The sequence below is a fragment of the Streptomyces sp. NBC_01217 genome, assembly GCF_035994185.1.
GTDB lineage: Bacteria > Actinomycetota > Actinomycetes > Streptomycetales > Streptomycetaceae > Streptomyces.
The window spans coordinates 7,907,772-7,924,466 of the sequence record NZ_CP108538.1; the positions used below are offsets into that span (position 1 = coordinate 7,907,772).

Below are 16,695 nucleotides of genomic sequence, written 5' to 3' on the forward strand. Positions count from 1 at the left end.
TCCGTCGAGCGCGCGCGGGCCCGGCCCATGTCCGATGTCCAGCAAAGACGCCGCTCTCCCGGGAGGCAGCCATGGTTTCGTCCACGGTCGTCGAACTGTCTCGATGGCAGTTCGCGATCACTGCCATCTTCCATATGACCTTTCCCGCACTCACTGTCGGGCTCTCCGTACTGCTCGCCGTCGTCTACACGGTCTACGTCCGCACGGGGAACCCTCTGTACCTGCAGATCTTCCGGTTCTGGAGGAAGATCTTCGCCGTCGGCTTCGGCTTGGGCGTGGTCGCGGGCACGGTGATGACCTTCGAGTTCGGCCTCAACTGGGGTATCTACGCCCACGCGGTGGGCCCGGTCGTCGGCGTCACCATCGGCATGGAGGTGATCACCGCGTTCTTCCTGGAAGCGGGCTTCATCGGCCTCATGCTCTATGGGGACGGACGGATCCGCCCGCGTACCATGGCCCTGGCCAGTTGGATGGTCGCCATCGGAACGCTGCTGTCGACCACATGGATCCTGTCGGCCAACAGCTGGATGCAGGACCCGGTCGGCTACCGGAAGGCCGACGGCCAGTTCCAGGCCGAGGACTGGATCAGCATCCTGTTCAACCCCGCCTTCGCCCACCGCTTCCCGCACATGCTGTTGGCCGTGCTGATCAGCGCCGCCTGGTTCGTCGGCGGAATCTCCGCCTGGTACCTGGTCAAGAACCGCGTCAACGCCCAGCCCATGGCCCGCCGTTGTCTCTCCATCGCACTGGGCGTGCTGGGCGTCCTGATGCCGGTGCAGTTGTACGTGGGAGACGGCACGGCGGTCTTCATGGGCGGACACCAGCCCGCGAAGCTTCAGGCGTTCGAGGGCAACTGGGAGAGCGACAACAACGGCTACAACCTGCTCGTCGTCCCCGACACGGACCGGGGCGAGAACGCGTTCCACGTCGGGATTCCCTATCTCGGCTCGGTCATCGCCCAGGACCTGAGCGGCGAAACGAAGACGCCCGGACTGCTGCAGACCCCTCCCGACGAGCGTCCCGACATGTGGGCCACCTTCTACGGGTTCCGTGCGATGTACTTCACCGCGCTGATCATGTTCGGCACGGCCTTCGCGGGGCTGGTCCTGCGCATGCGGCGCCGCCTGTTCGACTCCCCGCGCTTCCTGCGGTGGATGGTGTGGATGACCCCGGCCGGGATCATCGCCATCACCGGCGGATGGATCACCGCGGAAGCAGGCAGACAGCCCTGGGTGGTGTACGGCCAACTGCGCACCGCGGACGCGGTGTCGCACCTGAACACGTTCGAAGTCGCGGGCAGCCTGGCCGGTTTCGTCCTGCTCTACGGTGCCCTGCTGGCGATCTGGGCCCGCTATATCGTCCGCACGGTCAAGGCGGGGCCCGAGGCACCGCCCACCGGGCCTGCCACGCCCGATGTATCGGAGGCCCTCGTTGCTTGAGTACGTCAGTTACGCCCTGGTTCTCTTCTCGCTCGCCATGTATGTCGTCCTGGACGGTTACGACCTCGGGGTGGGCATGCTCAGCCTGGCCGCACGGCCGGAGCGCCGACGGCAGTACAGCGAAATCGTCGCCACCGCGTGGGACGCCAACGAGAGCTGGATCATCCTCGCCGGCGTCGTTCTCTGGGCCGGCCTGCCCGGCGCCTACGCCGTTGTGCTGCCCAGTGTCTACCTGCCGTTGATCGTCATGCTGATCTCCATCATCCTGCGCGGGCTGGGCCTCGAAATGCAGAGTGCGGCCGGCGGCTACCGACGGGGCTGGGCGCTGCTGTTCGGCGGGGCGTCGCTCGCCACCACCCTGTGCCAGGGCCTCATCCTCGGCACCGTACTCACCGGCCCTGCCCAGCGGGACGGCACCTTCCAGGGCGCTGCCTTCGGCTGGTTCAGCCTCTACAGCGTGCTGTGCGCCCTCGGCCTGGTCGCCGTCCATCTGCTCGCCGGCGCCGCATGGCTGCAGGACAAGACCGAAGGCTGGTCGCGGTCGGGCGCCCGCCGCACCGGACGGTTCCTGCTGCTGGTCACAGCGGCCATGGCAGTCGTGCTCGGCCTGACACTGCGGAGTGCGGACCCGCAGCAGTTCCACCTGGGACAGCCGACACGGGCCGTGTTCTTCTGGCTTGCCGTCGCGGGTGCGGCCGGTGCCTGCGCCGTCGCCTGGCATGCGTTCGGCCGCCGACCCGACTGGCGGCCGTTCGCCGCTGTGGCCGCGTTGATCGTATGCGGGCTACTGGGGCTGGTGGCTGTCTCCGTACCGGTCGTCGTGCCCCCCGCGCTGACTGTCCATCAGGCCGCGAGTCCGCACTCCTCCGAGCTGTTCCTGGTCCTCGGCGTCGGACTGAGCATGCCGTTCGTGCTGGCCTACAACATCTATGCCTGGCAGAGCTTCCGCGGCAAATACACCGCGCCGGTGGAAAGCCCCCTGCCTCCGTTGCGTGACCGGGCCCAGCCCCCGACGGCCTCACACGAGCGGACCGGCACGCCCCGGACGATCATGCGCCGGACCCTGCTGATCGTGCTCGGCACAGCGGCCGTCGGCGTGTCCCAGGACGTATTCGGCGGCGTAGCCGACTGGATCGACCCGATCGGCGTCGCTGTTCTGTGCTGCACAGCACTGGCCGCCTGGATCACGGGCGACCGCCGTGACGAGCGAGCCGGGTACTTCGACGCGACCACCGGGGCGGAGACGCGCTCGTGAGCACTGCGGCCGTGCTCTTGGACGAGTTGGCCGCGGACCGGGCCGCGGACCCGGTGTCCGCCGGGTTGAAGGACTGGGCGAGCGTCGGCCGGCCGGAGCTGCGCCGTGCGGGACTTCTCCGCGGCGCAGCCCAACTGGGCGCCGTCATCTGGGCGCTCGGACTCTCCTGGGGCGCCCAGCGTGGCCTGTCCGCACTGCGGGGCGACCAGAACCTCGCAACGGCCGTACCGCTTCCCGCCCTCCTGATCGCGGTCGGCGTCTCGCTGCGCGCCGGGTTGCTGGCCGCTGGTGACGCGGCAGCCGCCCGTGGCGCCCGGGCGGTTCGCGAAGCCCTGCGCGGCCGGCTCGTCAGGACGGCGCTGCCCGCCCGAGGGCCGGCCCGCACGAACCCGGACGATGCGTCCTTGGCCCAGGCCATCGGCGGTGAGGTCGACGAGCTGACCGACTGGCTCACCGACTACCTGCCGGCGCGTACGACCATGCTGCTCGGCAGCGGCATCATCCTGGCCGCGGTCGCCTGCCGCAGCTGGTTCGTGGCCCTGCTCGTGCTGGCAGCCACCCCGCTGCTGCCTGCCAACCTGAAGGTCATCGGCCTGGGAACCCAGGCAGCCGTCCATGCCCAACTCGCGGCGATCCGCCACCACCAGGCCCGGCTGCTGGACCATCTGCGCGGCCTGCCCACCCTGGTCGGGCTCGGCGCACACGACGAGGCGGCCGGCTCGCTCGCCCGGGACGACCAGGAAGTCGCCCAACGTACGGAGAAGGTGCTGCGGATCGCCTTCCTGTCGACTGCCTGGGTCGAACTCCTCATCACCGGCACACTCGCCGTGGTGGCGACCTACTGCGGTCTGGTCCTTCTCGACTACCTGCACGTGCCGGTCGTCCCCGACCACATGAGTCTGTCCGCCGCGCTGTTCGTCCTCGTACTGGTACCCGCCTACTTCACTCCGGCCCGGCAACTCGCCGCCGGCTACCACGCCCGAGCCCGGGCGACCGCTGCCGCCGAGCTGCTGGCCCCGATCCTGGACGCACCCGGCGAGACCGCCGTGCCATCCGGCGAACCCGCCCGACCGACGCGACGGGCGGCGGCACCCCCGGGAGTGAGACTGACAGCCGTCACGGTTCAGCACCCCGGACGGACAACCCCCGCCCTGGACCGCGTCAGCACGAACCTCGAACCCATGCGGTGCCTCGCCGTCACCGGACCCAGCGGGGCCGGCAAGTCCACCCTCCTCGCCGTCGCGGCGGGCCTGCTGGCCCCTCACGGCGGACGCGCGCTGCACCTGCTGAACGGACGCCCCGTCCCGGCAGACCCCAGCCGCGTCTCCTGGGTGGGCCAGCCGGCCCACCTGCTGCCCGGCACCCTGCGCGAGAACCTCCTTCTGGCCCGTCCCACCTCAAGCGACCGCGATCTGCTGGACGCCGTCACCTCCCTCGGCTTCGACGACCTCCTGGCCGCGCTGCCACAGGGGCTGGACACACCACTGGGCGAACGAGGCACCGGTCTGTCGTCCGGTCAGTCCCAACAGCTCGCGCTCATCCGGGCCCTCCTACGGGACGCCCCCTTGCTGTGCCTGGACGAACCTACCGCTCACCTGGACCCCGAAGCCGAACAACGAGTCGTATCGGCGCTGCGAACCCTGCTCCGCGACCGCACCGTCCTGCTGGCCACCCACAGCCCCGTGCTGCTGCAGCTGGCGGACCACGTCATCCGGCTGGACCACGGGAGAGCCCGATGAAGCGGACCGGAGCCTGGCGGCTGCTGCGCACTGCGGCCCCGCGCCGCACCCTCCTGACGGGCATGCTGCTGGCCACGGCGGGAGAACTCAGCGGCGCCGCACTGCTCGGTGTCTCCGGCTGGTTCCTGACCACCTGCGCCCTGGTCACTCTCCAGGCGAACACCACCTGGTCCTGGATGTACCCCTCGGGCGCCGTGCGCGTGCTGGCCCTGTCCCGCACCGCTCTGCGCTATCTCGAACGCCTGGTCAGCCATCGGACGCTGCTGACCACGTCGGTGGCTCTGCGAACCCGGCTCGCCCGCGGCGCCGCCCACCTCACACCGCGAGAGCTGCGTGGACAACGCGACGGGATCCTGCTCACCCGGCTCACCACCGATGTGGAGGCCGTCGCGGGCCTGCCCGCAAACGCCGTCGCACCGTTGGCGGGTGCGATCGTCACGGCTTGCCTGGTCGAGACCCTGCTGCTGTGGGCCGATCCGGCCCTGGGGGCGGTGGAACTGGTGGTCTGGGCAGCCGGCCTCGCCTGCGTCCGGCAGGCCCACCGCTCTGCGCGGGATCTCCTGGCAGCCGCTGCCCGGTCCAGAGCCGCACTCGGCACGGTGCTGCTCGGCAGCCGGGCCGCGTTCAACGAACTGCGTTGCCTGGGAGCGCTGCCGCGGGTCCAGCGGACAGCGACGGAGGCGGTGGCCGCCGTCGAGTCCGCAGAGTGGGCCGCTGCCCGGGTCGAGCGGCGCGGCCGTCTGGCACTGCGTCTGCTTGCCGCACTGGGCCAAGCCGCTGCCCTGGTGATCGCCCTGTGCGTCGCGCCCGCTCAGCCGATCGCCGTCGTGGTGGGCGAAGTACTGCTGCTGGCCGCCGGATGGGAGCTTCTGGAGAGACTTCCCCAGCTGCTGCAACACCTGGCGCAGGCCGGTGACGCGGCCCGGCGACTCGCTCCACTCGCCACCGGGGAACAACAGACCAGCGGGAAACCGCAGCCGAGCGCCGGCTGCCTCGAAACGACCGGCCTCCCGGTCACCGGCTCACCGTCGCAACTCACCATGGTGCTGAGGGGCCCCGGAGTCGTCCTCGTCACCGGTCCCAACGGCAGCGGGAAGTCGACGCTGCTCGGCCAGTTGGCCGGGCGCATACCGGCCCCGGCCGGCACGGTCCTCCTCGACGGTGTCCCCGTGCACGAACTGCCGGCCCGGACGGTCGCGGAGGCAGTCACCCTGGTCGAGGCCGACGACTGGCTGGCGGACGACACGGTGGCAGCCAATCTGCGTCAGGCGGCACCGTCGGCCGACATCGCCGCGCTACGGGCGGCATTGGACGTCGTGGACCTGTCGGCACTGCCGCTCGACACACCGGTCGGCCCCGGCGGGCGCCTGCTGTCCCAAGGACAGCGCAGACGCCTCGCCACGGCACGTGCCGTGCTGCGGCATCCACCGATCCTGCTGCTGGACGAACCCACTGCCGGTCTGGACCGCCCTACCGCCGAGGCACTCCTGGCGGCGCTCGCCCGTGCGCTGCCCGAGACGTCTCTGGTCGTCGCCCTGCAAGAGCAGGACCTTGATCTGCTGGACCGCACACCGACGGCCGTTCTCCGGCTGGGCCGGGCCGCCGACCGGCTGTATCGGCCCGAGCGCGTGCCCCGGTAGCGCGTACGACAGTGACGATCCGCCCGCCCATACCACCACGAGAGGTCACGTGAACCATGTCCGACATCAAACCGCTGCACGGTGAACCGGGGGACCCGGGCGTCGCGCCTCCCGACGCGGGCGGAGCCTCTGGGCCGCGCACTCGCCCGGCGGCGTCGCGACCGCCTACGGCAGCCGTTCTCCCGGCTCCCCTCATGCGCGCCGCCGGCTTCCTCTCCTTCTACGACCGGTTCGCGACCGCGCCCATGCTCGTACTGATCATCAAAGAGGAGGGGGTGTCGCTCTACAGCGCCGTGCAACTGGTGACGGTCTATGTCCTGTTGTACGCGCTCGGGCAGCCGGTATGGGGCCTGCTCAGTGATCGTCTCGGCCGCCTGAGGGTCCTGCGACTGGCCCTGGTGGGTGCCGTGCTCGGCAGCGTCGCGAGCGTCGCCGCCCCGGGATTTGCCGCACTCCTGGTGGCCCGGGCGGTGACCGGCTTCTTCGTCGGGTCACTGTTCCCGAGCATGCTGACCATCGTCGGCGATTCCTATACCGGCGCGGCCAGGGCCCGCGAGATATCCAACCTCCAGACCTTCACCGCTCTGGGGACGACGGTCGCGACACTGACAGCCGGCGCCCTGGCCGTCTGGGTGGACTGGCGCGTCGTCTTCGCCGTGACCGCCGTGGGGGCCGCGGCCTTCCTGGTGCTGCTGCGGCGGGTCCGGCTTCCGGCCGGTGGTGGAACACGACACGATGTCCGCAGTGCTTTCACCGCCTGGCCCCTGTGGACTTACGGGCTCGGGCTGCTCGAAGGCGCGATTCTGCTCGGCATCCTCACCTACATCGTCCCTGCGCTGGAGCGGGACGGTTTGTCCACCGAGCTGGCGGGGGTCCTCGGCGCGATGTACGGCGTCGGGATCATCGGCGGTGCCCACCTGGCCAAACGGACGGTGGCGCGCGTCGGGCGGACCGTGATGATCGGCATTGGCAGTGCCACACTCTTCGTCGCCTTTCTCCTGGCGAGTCTCTCTCAGAGCGTCGTGACCCTGACGGTCACCGCGGTTCTCATCGGCACATCCAACGCCTTCCTCCACTCGTCGCTCCAGGGATGGGCCACCGATGTCGCACCGGCCGCGCGGGCGACGACCGTGTCGGTGTTCGTCTGCTCCGTCTTTCTCGGCAGTTCCGCCGCGACCGCTCTCACCGCGGGGATGACTCGACACGGCTACGGATCGGTCTTCGCGGCGACCTGCGCGGCCACCGTGGTGCTGGCCGTCCTCGCGGTCGGCAGCCATGCCGTGTGGTCCCGCCGCACCGGGCCGATCGGTGCGTCCCGCACGCAGGTGTGACGCGCCTCGAAATCGCCGGACGGCAGGGCTACGGTTGGTGATGCAGGCCAGGGCGACCGGGGCCGTACACTCTCAACCCGCCATCTCCTGGACTGTGCGCGAGGCGGTCGGGCCGACGCTCCCGTGGGTCGGGCGTTGTCACGCGCTGGATAGAATGCATGCTCGCATCGAAGGAGTGAGCAGGCGCCGTGACTCTTCCACCGGAAACGCTGGGTGCGCTGCTGCGAGGATTCCGGCATGCCGCGGGTATGACGCTTGAGGAGCTCTCCGAGGCCTCCGGAGTCAGCGACCGTGCGATCGGTGACGCGGAGCGGGGCAAAAGCCTGGGCCCCCAGACCCGTACTGTCCGGGCACTCGCCGAGGCACTCGGCCTCGGGCAGAAGGATACCGACCACCTGCTGGACGTCGCGAGAGAGGGACGGCGCCGCAATTACAAGGAACGGACCGCCGCACTGGGCCTGTGCGATCTGCCACCGGCCCTGCCTGACTTCACCGGTCGCACCGCGGAGATCGAGTGGCTCGCCCGGAACAGCAGAGAGTCCACCATCCGGACGTTGGTGATCTCCGGGGCGCCGGGTCTGGGTAAGACGGCACTCCTGGTGCAGGCCGCTCACCATCTTGCCGCCCGGTTCGCGGACGGGTGCTTCTACCTGAATCTGCGTGGGCTGGACGCGCACCCGCTCGACCCGCATGAGGCGCTGGCCCGCCTGCTCGGGGCGTTCGGCGTACGAGGGCCGGAGCTGCCCACGGACCGTGAGGAACGCCTTACGCTGTTTCGCCGGTCTGTCCGGGACAAGGAGGCCCTGGTGCTCCTCGACAACGCCGCCCACGAAACACAGCTGCGCTCACTGCTGCCGGGCGCGGGCCGCTCCACCTTCTGGATCGGCAGCCGTCGTGCCTTGACCGGCCTGGAGCATGCACGACGTCTGCCTCTGTCGCCACTGCCCCAGACGGACTCCACCACCCTTCTGGAGTCCATAACCGCACACCGGCTCCGCGCCACCCCCGGCAGCCGCGACAGGGATGCTCTTGAGCGCATCGCGCACTTGTGTGGGGGGCTTCCCCTGGCCCTGCGCATCGCGGGGAACCGGCTGGTGAGCCGACCGGCATGGAGCGCAGCCGACCTGGCGGACCGGCTGTCGGCGGAGGACCTGCGCCTGGACCGGCTCTCCGCCGGAGACCTCCAGGTCAAATCCGCTTTCACGCTGTCCTACGAACAGCTCTCCGGTTCGGCCCGGCTGCTCTTCCGGCGGCTCTCCCTCGTCCCTGGCCCCGACTTCTCCTCCACCCTGGGCGCCGTACTCACCTCGTTCCGATTGGACGAGGTCGAGCAGATGATGGACGAACTCATCGAGCTGGGCCTGCTGAGCGCCGGCACCGGTGATCGCGTGAATTTCCACGACCTCATCCGTCTGTACGCCCACCGATGTCTGCTCGACGAAGAACCCCGGGCCCAGTGGGAGGCCGCTCGGTCGGCGATGAACACCTGGCTTCTGGACACGGCCCGCACGGCCGGGCAACTGTTCGAGCCAGGCGTGAGCCCGACGTCCACCACATCTGCTTCCGATGTTCTGGTCGACCTCCCGGACCGGGAATCCGCCCAGGCCTGGCTGCAGACGGAGAGTGTCAACTGGCTGGCAGCACTCCACGACGCTGCTGACGCCGGCCGGCACAGGATCGTGGTGGACGTGGCGGAAGCCATGCACTGGTTCTCCGACCGCTGGGCTTTCTGGGGCCACTGGAACACCGTGTTCGCCTTGGCACGCGCATCGGCCCACGCGATCGGCGACGCCGACCTGGAAGCCACTCACGTCAACTACCTGTCCTGGACCTACACGTTCTGCCGGTGTCAACCGGACATCGGCCTGAGCCTGGCCAAGGAAGCCGAAGCGCTCGCTCGGCAGGCAGGGGGCACGGTCCAGGAGGCCTGGGCCCTGGTCCTCCAGACCTTCGCGGCAGCGGAACTGGCAGAGCACACGGACGCGATCCCGCAGGCGCAGCGGGCGGCGGAGCTGTTCGCCGCAGCCGGTGACAAGGAGGGATACGCGCAGGCTCAGCTCGCTCTGGCCCGCCACCTGGGTGGCCTCAAGCGTCTTGAGGAGGCCGTTGACACCTTGAACATCGTTGTGGACCTGGTCAACGATCCGCGCACCGCCCCCGTGGGGCACATCGCCGACTGCACCGCGATGAGAGCCCTCAACAGCAAAGCGCTCCTGCTGTTGGAACTCGGTGACTGGGAGGTGGCAAAGCAGACGGCAGAACAAGCGCTCGCGCTGGACTCCCGGGTCGGAATTCCCGCGCTTCGTGGTTCAGCCGCCCTCAGCAAGGCGCGGGCACTGAAGGAACTGGGTGAGGAAGGAGAGGCCGTACTGTTCGCGCGGGACGCTGTGCGGTCCTATTCCGGGGCCAACGACATCAGTAGGGGCAAAGCGGCTCAGCAGTTGCTGGATCAGTGGTCGGACAAGGCTGACCAGGTCTGACGCACGGCAGTGCTCCGCTGTGTGAACTCGTGCGCTCATCGCGTTTTCGCGACAGTGTCGGCCGTTCCTTGGTGCAGGAGTCGTGCCCCGACAGCCCCTGTTTCCCAGGAGCGGGCATGCCTGCCCGCGTGGGTCACTAGCGTGTCCGGCGTGCTTGCCGGTCGGCCGGCATCGGTCGCCGCGTCCGTACATCCGGACGGCGTCCTCACACTGCATCCTCACCGACCGCCCTCTGGAGCCCGCGACGCCATGGCGCCGAGGCCGGTCGTCCACCGGCTCACCGGCCGTCACCCGGCGAAGTGGTACGCCTACGGGCTGCCGCGTCCACGGCCGTCGCCCGGGTTGTGCCCGAACCGGTGCCGCGCGGGTGGTCTCCAGTGGGCAACTCCGGACCTGTGGGCCCGTCAGGGGTCTCGCTCATGCCCTTCTCACTGGTCGCCGTGGTCGGATACGGACACGCGGGAAGTCCGCGGAGCACGCCTGGCCGGGAGGCCACGCACCCCCACCCCCGTCCTGTACTGCGCTTCCCAACTCCTCGCCCCGGCAGCGCACACCTGGTACGGGCAGCACGAGCGAATCGATTGCGAAAGACATTCACCCGACTGCCGGCACGGCCTGTCCTCGACGACTGCCGACGCCCGGGAGAGGTGCCGCACTGACGTCGCCATCACAGCAGGCGCGCTCGACGGCCCGCAATCCCGCCGGGCGGGCACTGCCCTTTTGTACGGCGGCTCGTGCACAAGATGACATGGCGCCCGTCGCACGGAACGCGGCCCATGGCGCGACGGTGAACAAGCCTACGTCTCAGAGACGTTGACGATTCACCGTGCAGAACGCGTGCACCGTGTCCGGCGGGTCGCACAGTCTCGGCGGCGGTGTCGGCGATGTGGCCGAGAGGGCGAAGAGAGTGGCTCGCCGGGCAGACAGCCCGGTACCCCTCTGTCATGTCCCCTCCGCTTCTCCAATGATCGGCTTGGGCGGCGTCCGTCGTGGACCGTTCCGGGCTTGTCGAGCGGGTCCGGTTGATGCGTCTGCCGACCTGCGGATTCCGAGCCGAGAACCAGTCCATGATCCATGACTTATGAGACCGAGCAGGAGTGAGTGTGTTCATCCGGAACCGGATTATCGCGGGCGGTGTTGTGGCCGTTGTGGCTGTCGCTCTGGGGGGTGCGTCCTGGGCACTGGCGGACAACGGTGTCGGTACTCAGGACACCTCGGGCGAGACGACGCACGGGGTGGGTGAAGGGGGTGGTTCGGGTTTTCCGCCGGTGACGTCTCGCCAGGGTCGGTCTCCCGCATCATGACGACGCCCGGAATGCCGGGATCGGCCCTGAGCGCCGCATCGCATCGTCGAGCGTCGCCCGCAGGCCCGTCGCCCCGTTGTGCACGGGAAGCATCCGCAGCTGTCGCAGTTCCTCGGCCGCGCCGGACACGGCACCCTCGTTCCCGGCGCCCGGGACGGAATGCGGTCGAACATCGCCTGTAAGTCCCCGAGTTGACGGCTCCGCACCGTTGTCCCCGGGTGCGGGGAGAGAGCCCGCCCGCGGTGTCGGCGTGACAGCGGCCCGGCCGCCGGAAGAAGTGTTGGGGCGGCAGACACCCAAGCGTGTCGCACTGCGCAGTTCGGGCGGGAGGCTTCTCATCAGATCTGTCGCGAGCCGTCTGAGCCGGGGCAGTTCCTCCTCCGAACCGGCGTCGCACAGGATCCGCTCATGGCCGGGGTCCGGTGCGGCGCCACGTATCTCGGCCGCGTACGGGGGGGCCTGCGGCAGCCGTACCCACAGGCCGCTGGGCACCACCTCGACGACCGCGTCCACCGCGAGGAGGTGGGTCCCGGGACGGACCTCCTGAAGGTTCCCGAGCGGCCACCCGTGTGCCACCGCGAACGAGGGCGGCGGAGGCCCGCGCGGCGTCGGTCGGCGGCAGGTGGACGAACTCGTGCGCCCGCAGCGGACGGGCCGGCGAGCCGCCTTCCCCCACCAGCAGCACCTCACCGGAGTTCATGTCGCCTCCCCCCGGAATTCCGTTGTACAGACGGACCGGTTCGCCGACGACCTGGGCCAGCACATCCCCGAAGTGCCGCCCTCCGACGAGGTGCGTGGGCCCATAACAGACGAACCGCACCGCCGGCCGGACGTCCGGGGGCAGGCCCTGCCAGAAACGCACGACGTCCGCCAGCGGCAGCGCCGCCGCTCCGGGAACACCGACCACCACGGTGAGCAACTCGCAGGACACCCGCAGCTGACCGTACAGACGCTTCCGGTGGTGCTGCTGGGCCGCGCTCTCCTGCGCCGGACGCAGCCAGGCCCCGGCGGGAAGCGGCTCCGCCGCGGTCGTGCCGAGCGACCAGGGCCTGTCGGGCACGGCGTACTCCCAGGACGGCTTCGGGAAGCCCCGGGGGTCCGGCGTCTGAGGCGCTCCCGGTTCGCAACGCACCCATCCCGGGCCGCGGTCCGAGCCGATGAACAGGCCACCGCCCGGGATCGGCAGCGGGACCCCGGCCGCGGTGATCACCGTCCTGCCCAGCCGGTCGGCGAGCCACCGGGCCACCGTCGTGGCGCCGAGGCGAGGCGACCGGCCGAAGACCAGTCTCAGGCTGCCGTGGCCCGGGGGGACCTCCTGCGCGAGGCTTTCGAGCGTCCCGTCGTCAGCCCCGTCGGGCAGGTCGACCACCAGGACGGTGCACTCGGGGTCCCGGGCCAGGCCCGCGGTGAACGTCAGGGCGCGCGGATCCACGGGGCCGGCCGGGCAGATCAGCCACCCCTCGCCCGCGCGGTGGGCCGTGAACGGGGAGCTCCCGGTGCCGCTCGCCCCTCCGTGGCCCCGGGGGTGGCCGGGCGCCTCTTCCCCGGCCGGTGCCGTGACCCCGCCGCCCTGGGACGAGGGGGGAGGCCCTGCCGGGATCCCCTGCGACCGGCCGCGGTGGGCAGAAGTACGAGCCGCCTCCGGGCGGGGGGCGCCGTGACGCCCGCCGTTCCCCGCCGCAGCAGGGCGGGCGGACGCCGTCGACCGTGGGCCGGTTCCCGGTCCTGCCTGATTGACGCTCATGCCCTTGCTTCTCTGTGAGAGTCGCGGTTTCCTGTCGTGGACGGGTTGCGACCCGGCCGGTGTCCTCCCCAGGGACCGGCGATCGACTCTAGGAACGCAAGGACCCACCGGTCCACCGCGACCTGGTGCTTCACACCGTGAGGGCACACACCATGCCCGTTCGGGCAGCTCATGCCGGGCGGTCCCTCACCGGTGCGACGGTGATCGGATGCCGGAGGCCGTCCTGCGCGACAGGCAGAACGACGCCATGGTCCGCGCAGTTCTGCCTGTAGTTCTTCCTGGTCATTCCTGTGCGGGCGCGATGTGATCGGACAGGCGGCCCGACTCCCTCGGGTTGCCTCTGTTCTGTGACAGGGAGTGCCGCGCGCTGCTTCCCTGCGTAGCAGTCCCGTGACGGCCGCGGCGGCTGCGCGGCCGCACGACCTCGCCAAGGAGTTGCCGTGTCGTTGAATCTGTCGACCTCTCTCCTGCCCCCGTCGGACCGGGCCGGCTTCTGGCACGACGCCGTATCGAGAACGTTCGTCCCTCTGGATGTGACCCTGCACGAAGAAGTTCCTTCGACGGCGACGATCAGCAGCAGTCAGCTGGGCGCCATGCAGGTCTCCACGGTCACGGCCGGATCACAGACGGTCGTGCGCAGCCCACGGATGGTCGCGAGGGACGGTAAGGAATATCTGATGCTGACGCTCCTGCATCAGGGCATCGCCGCGCGCTCGCAGGACGGGCGGGAAGCGGTGGTGCGCCCCGGGCAGTTCTCGCTCTCCGATTCCAGGCGGCCCTTCAGCAAGACGATGCGCCAGACGTTCAGATTCACCTCGTTCCACTTCCCGAGATCCGTTCTGGGAGTGACCGACGACGAACTACGGGCGGTGACCGCCACGGCCTTCGGCCGGGACGGGGCCTCGTCCGCTCTTCTTGCCGGGCACCTGGAGCACCTGACCAGGGTGACGGAGTCGCTCACCCCGACCCAGGGCCGCAGGCTCGCTCTGATCACCTGCGATCTGCTGGCCTGCCTGATCCAGGAGCGGCAAGGGCGGCTGAGACCAGAGGCACCCGAGGCCGCCCATGCCATGCTGTTCCGCATCAAGGAGCACGTGCTGCGGCACCTGGGGGATCCTGACCTGACTCCCGCGGGCATCGCCTCCGCCCACCATGTCTCAGTCAGGTATCTGCACAAGCTCTTCGAGTTCGAGGGCATCACCGTGGGCCGGTGGATCCGGCAGCAGCGCCTGGAGCGCTGCCGGATGGAACTGGCACGGGCAACGCCCCGCGCACCGAGTGTGGCGGCTGTGGCCCATCGATGGGGCTTCACCAGCTCCTCCCACTTCAGCCGTGTCTTCCGGCTCGCCTACGGCACCACTCCTCGGGAGTGGCAGGCGACTGCGCGCATGAGCCCCACGAGCTGACCGGGACGCTCCCGCCGGGGGCGCATGAGGGAAGGGCCTCTTGGCAACTCGCGTCGGTCGAAGCCGGCGAGAGGTAAGAGGCCCTGTCACAGCAGTCATACGTGGTCGCGTCCGCGGAGCCCGGCTCGTCCGCCCCGGGGCGCGACTGTCCCGCCCGCAGGTTCGGACACGCGGCCGTCCCCCGGTCCCGGGGCCCCGCCACCGCTCGACAAGGTCCCCTGTGTCGTCAAGCACCGGATGGTCCGTGAGCTCATCGCCGATTGACATCGGCGAGCCGGACCCCCGGTCCGGGAACACCGACGCCGGGGGCGACTTCCTCCGGACCGAGCCCGTGCGGCACCCCTGCGCTGGGTGTTGTGCCGCTGCCGGGCCCTGTCCGTACTTGCATTGTCCGTACGGGAGTCGACTGCCTGACGCCCCGTCAGTTCGTCAGCTCGTCGCGCGTACCGCGTCGAGGATCAGTCCGGCGACCTCCTTGGGCCGGGACACGGCCACGGCGTGCGAGGCGCCATCGATCTCGACGGTCGTCGCTCCGGCCCGCTTCGCGCCGAAACGCTCGACCTCGGGGTTGATCGCCTGGTCCGCGCCGGCCACGAGTGCCCAGGAGGGCTTGGTCTTCCACGCGGCGGCCGGAGCCGTCTCCGTGAACGCCGAGGCGGCCAGCGGGCGCTGCCCCGCCGCGAGGACCTTGGTGGCGGCGGCCGGGACGTCGGCGGCGAAGATGTCCGGGAACGCCTCGGCCTTGATGGTGACCTCGACCGCAGGCTCCGATCCCGCTACGGGATACGTCGCCTCCTTCAGGTTGCTGACGAGCGGCGAGAGGGGGAAACGGCCCTGCAACTCGCCCAGACTCTCGCCCTCTTCGGTGACATAGGCCGCGACATAGACCAGCCCGACGACGTTTTCCGCAGTGCCCGCCACGGAGATGATCGCACCACCGTAGGAGTGGCCGACAAGCACCACCGGACCGTCGATCTGAGCAGCGACGGAGGCGATGTACGCGGCGTCGGACACCAGGCCGCGCAGCGGGTTCGGCGGCGCGACCACGGGGATGCCGTGGTTCTGCAGTTCCGCGATGACCCCGGTCCAGCTGGCGGCGTCTGCGAAGGCTCCGTGCACGAGCACGGCTGTGGGCGTGGTGTTTGTGGTCATGGTCGGGTTGTTCTCCCTGTTGTCGGGGGCTTTCGGACGCCGGCGCGGAACGCGGTGTCAGGCGGTGTGGAGCGCGGTGAGCAGGGTGTCGGCGGCCAGCGCGATGGCGGCCTGGGCGGCATGGGTCTCGCGCAGGGCGTTGAGCATGACGAAGTCGTGGATGATGCCCTGGAAGCGCACCGCGGTGACGGGGACACCGGCCTCGCGCAGCTTGTTGGCGTAGGCCTCGCCCTCGTCGCGCAGCACGTCGGCCTCGCCGGTGATGACCAGGGCCGGCGGCAGCCCGGTGAGCTGCTCGGTGGTGGCGCGCAGCGGGGAGGCGGTGATCTGGGCGCGGTCGGCCTCGTCGGTGGTGTACTGGTCCCAGAACCACTGCATGCCGTCGCGGCGCAGGAAGTAGCCGGTGGCGAACTGGTGGTAGGAGCCGGTGTCGAAGTTCGCGTCGGTGACCGGGTAGAACAGCACCTGCTGGAGCAGGGACACGTCGCCGCGCTCCTTGGCCATCAGCGTCAGCGCGGCGCTCATGTTGCCGCCGACGGAGTCACCGGCGACGGCCAGCCGTGAACCGTCCAGGTTCTTGGAGGCGCCCTGCTGGACGACCCACTGCGCGACCGCGTAGTTCTGCTCGATGGCGACCGGGTAGCGGACCTCCGGGGAGAGGTCGTACTCGGGGAAGACCACGGCGGCGTTCGCGCCGACGGCGAGTTCGCGCACCAGGCGGTCGTGGGTGTGGGCGTTGCCGAACACCCAGCCCGCGCCGTGGATGTAGAGGATCACCGGCAGGGTCCCCTCCATGCCGGCGGGCCTGACGATGCGCGCGCGGACACTGCCGGTGGGACCGCCGGAGACAGTGATCCACTCCTCGTCGACAGCCGGCTTGTCGATCTCACCGGACTGCACTTCGTCGACCGCCTTGCGGCCCTCGGCCGGCGAAAGGTCGAACAGGTAGGGCGGGTTCGCGGTCGCTTCGACGAAAGCGGCGGCCGCCGACTCCAGTACAGGCACAACCGGCTTTACGACATCGGACATGTGAATCTCCTGAGTTTCCTGTGATGCGCCGGTCTCTCCGGCGGGGTGACTCCCCGGACACTTGGGCCTGCGGAGCCTTCGGACACCACGCTAAATCCCTGAAGACGGCGGGGATTGCCCCCCAGCGCACAGGCACTGATCCGACAGCGCACGGTAATGGGGGCCAGTGCACTGTG

General features: G+C 70.0%; 10 protein-coding genes. 7 read left to right on the forward strand and 3 right to left on the reverse strand.

Annotated elements, in window-relative coordinates; genetic code table 11:
• Positions 1-71: 71 nt before the first annotated feature.
• From OG507_RS35350 to OG507_RS35375, 6 genes are all read left to right on the forward strand, one after another.
• Positions 72-1,439, forward strand: a complete 1,368-nt coding sequence (locus OG507_RS35350) for a cytochrome ubiquinol oxidase subunit I (protein ID WP_327371165.1) — start codon at positions 72-74, stop codon at positions 1,437-1,439.
• Positions 1,432-2,694 carry a cytochrome d ubiquinol oxidase subunit II gene (locus OG507_RS35355; protein WP_327371166.1) on the forward strand — a complete coding sequence of 421 codons (1,263 nt, stop codon included), beginning with the start codon at positions 1,432-1,434 and terminating at the stop codon, positions 2,692-2,694. The genes OG507_RS35350 and OG507_RS35355 overlap by 8 nt, the downstream gene beginning before the upstream one ends.
• A complete protein-coding gene (locus tag OG507_RS35360) occupies positions 2,691-4,433 on the forward strand; it encodes an ABC transporter ATP-binding protein/permease (RefSeq protein ID WP_327371167.1) in 1,743 nt (580 codons plus the stop codon). The genes OG507_RS35355 and OG507_RS35360 overlap by 4 nt, the downstream gene beginning before the upstream one ends.
• Entirely contained in the window at positions 4,430-6,073 is a 1,644-nt protein-coding gene (locus OG507_RS35365) for an ATP-binding cassette domain-containing protein (RefSeq protein ID WP_327371168.1), read from the forward strand. Before OG507_RS35360 ends, OG507_RS35365 begins: the two co-directional genes overlap by 4 nt.
• A 194-nt stretch (positions 6,074-6,267) precedes the next feature.
• Entirely contained in the window at positions 6,268-7,404 is a 1,137-nt protein-coding gene (locus OG507_RS35370) for an MFS transporter (protein ID WP_327371169.1), read from the forward strand.
• 188 nt (positions 7,405-7,592) lie between these two features.
• Positions 7,593-9,884, forward strand: a complete 2,292-nt coding sequence (locus OG507_RS35375) for a helix-turn-helix domain-containing protein (RefSeq protein ID WP_327371170.1) — start codon at positions 7,593-7,595, stop codon at positions 9,882-9,884.
• 1,710 nt (positions 9,885-11,594) lie between these two features.
• Here the strand turns inward: OG507_RS35375 and OG507_RS35380 are convergent.
• Positions 11,595-12,620, reverse strand: coding sequence for a hypothetical protein (locus OG507_RS35380; protein ID WP_327371171.1), 1,026 nt, complete (start codon positions 12,618-12,620; stop codon positions 11,595-11,597).
• A 752-nt stretch (positions 12,621-13,372) separates the two neighbouring features.
• Between OG507_RS35380 and OG507_RS35385 the strand changes: the two genes are divergently transcribed.
• Positions 13,373-14,338 (forward strand): helix-turn-helix domain-containing protein, encoded by a 966-nt coding sequence (locus tag OG507_RS35385; RefSeq protein WP_327371172.1) that lies wholly within the window; start codon positions 13,373-13,375, stop codon positions 14,336-14,338.
• Between the two features lie 429 nt (positions 14,339-14,767).
• Here the strand turns inward: OG507_RS35385 and OG507_RS35390 are convergent, their stop codons facing one another.
• Positions 14,768-15,490: an alpha/beta fold hydrolase gene (locus tag OG507_RS35390; protein WP_327371173.1), complete on the reverse strand. Its 723-nt coding sequence runs from the start codon at positions 15,488-15,490 to the stop codon at positions 14,768-14,770.
• A gap of 57 nt (positions 15,491-15,547) precedes the next feature.
• On the reverse strand, positions 15,548-16,519 hold the full coding sequence (locus OG507_RS35395) for an alpha/beta hydrolase (protein WP_327371174.1): 972 nt from the start codon (positions 16,517-16,519) through the stop codon (positions 15,548-15,550).
• Between the last annotated feature and the right edge of the window lie 176 nt (positions 16,520-16,695).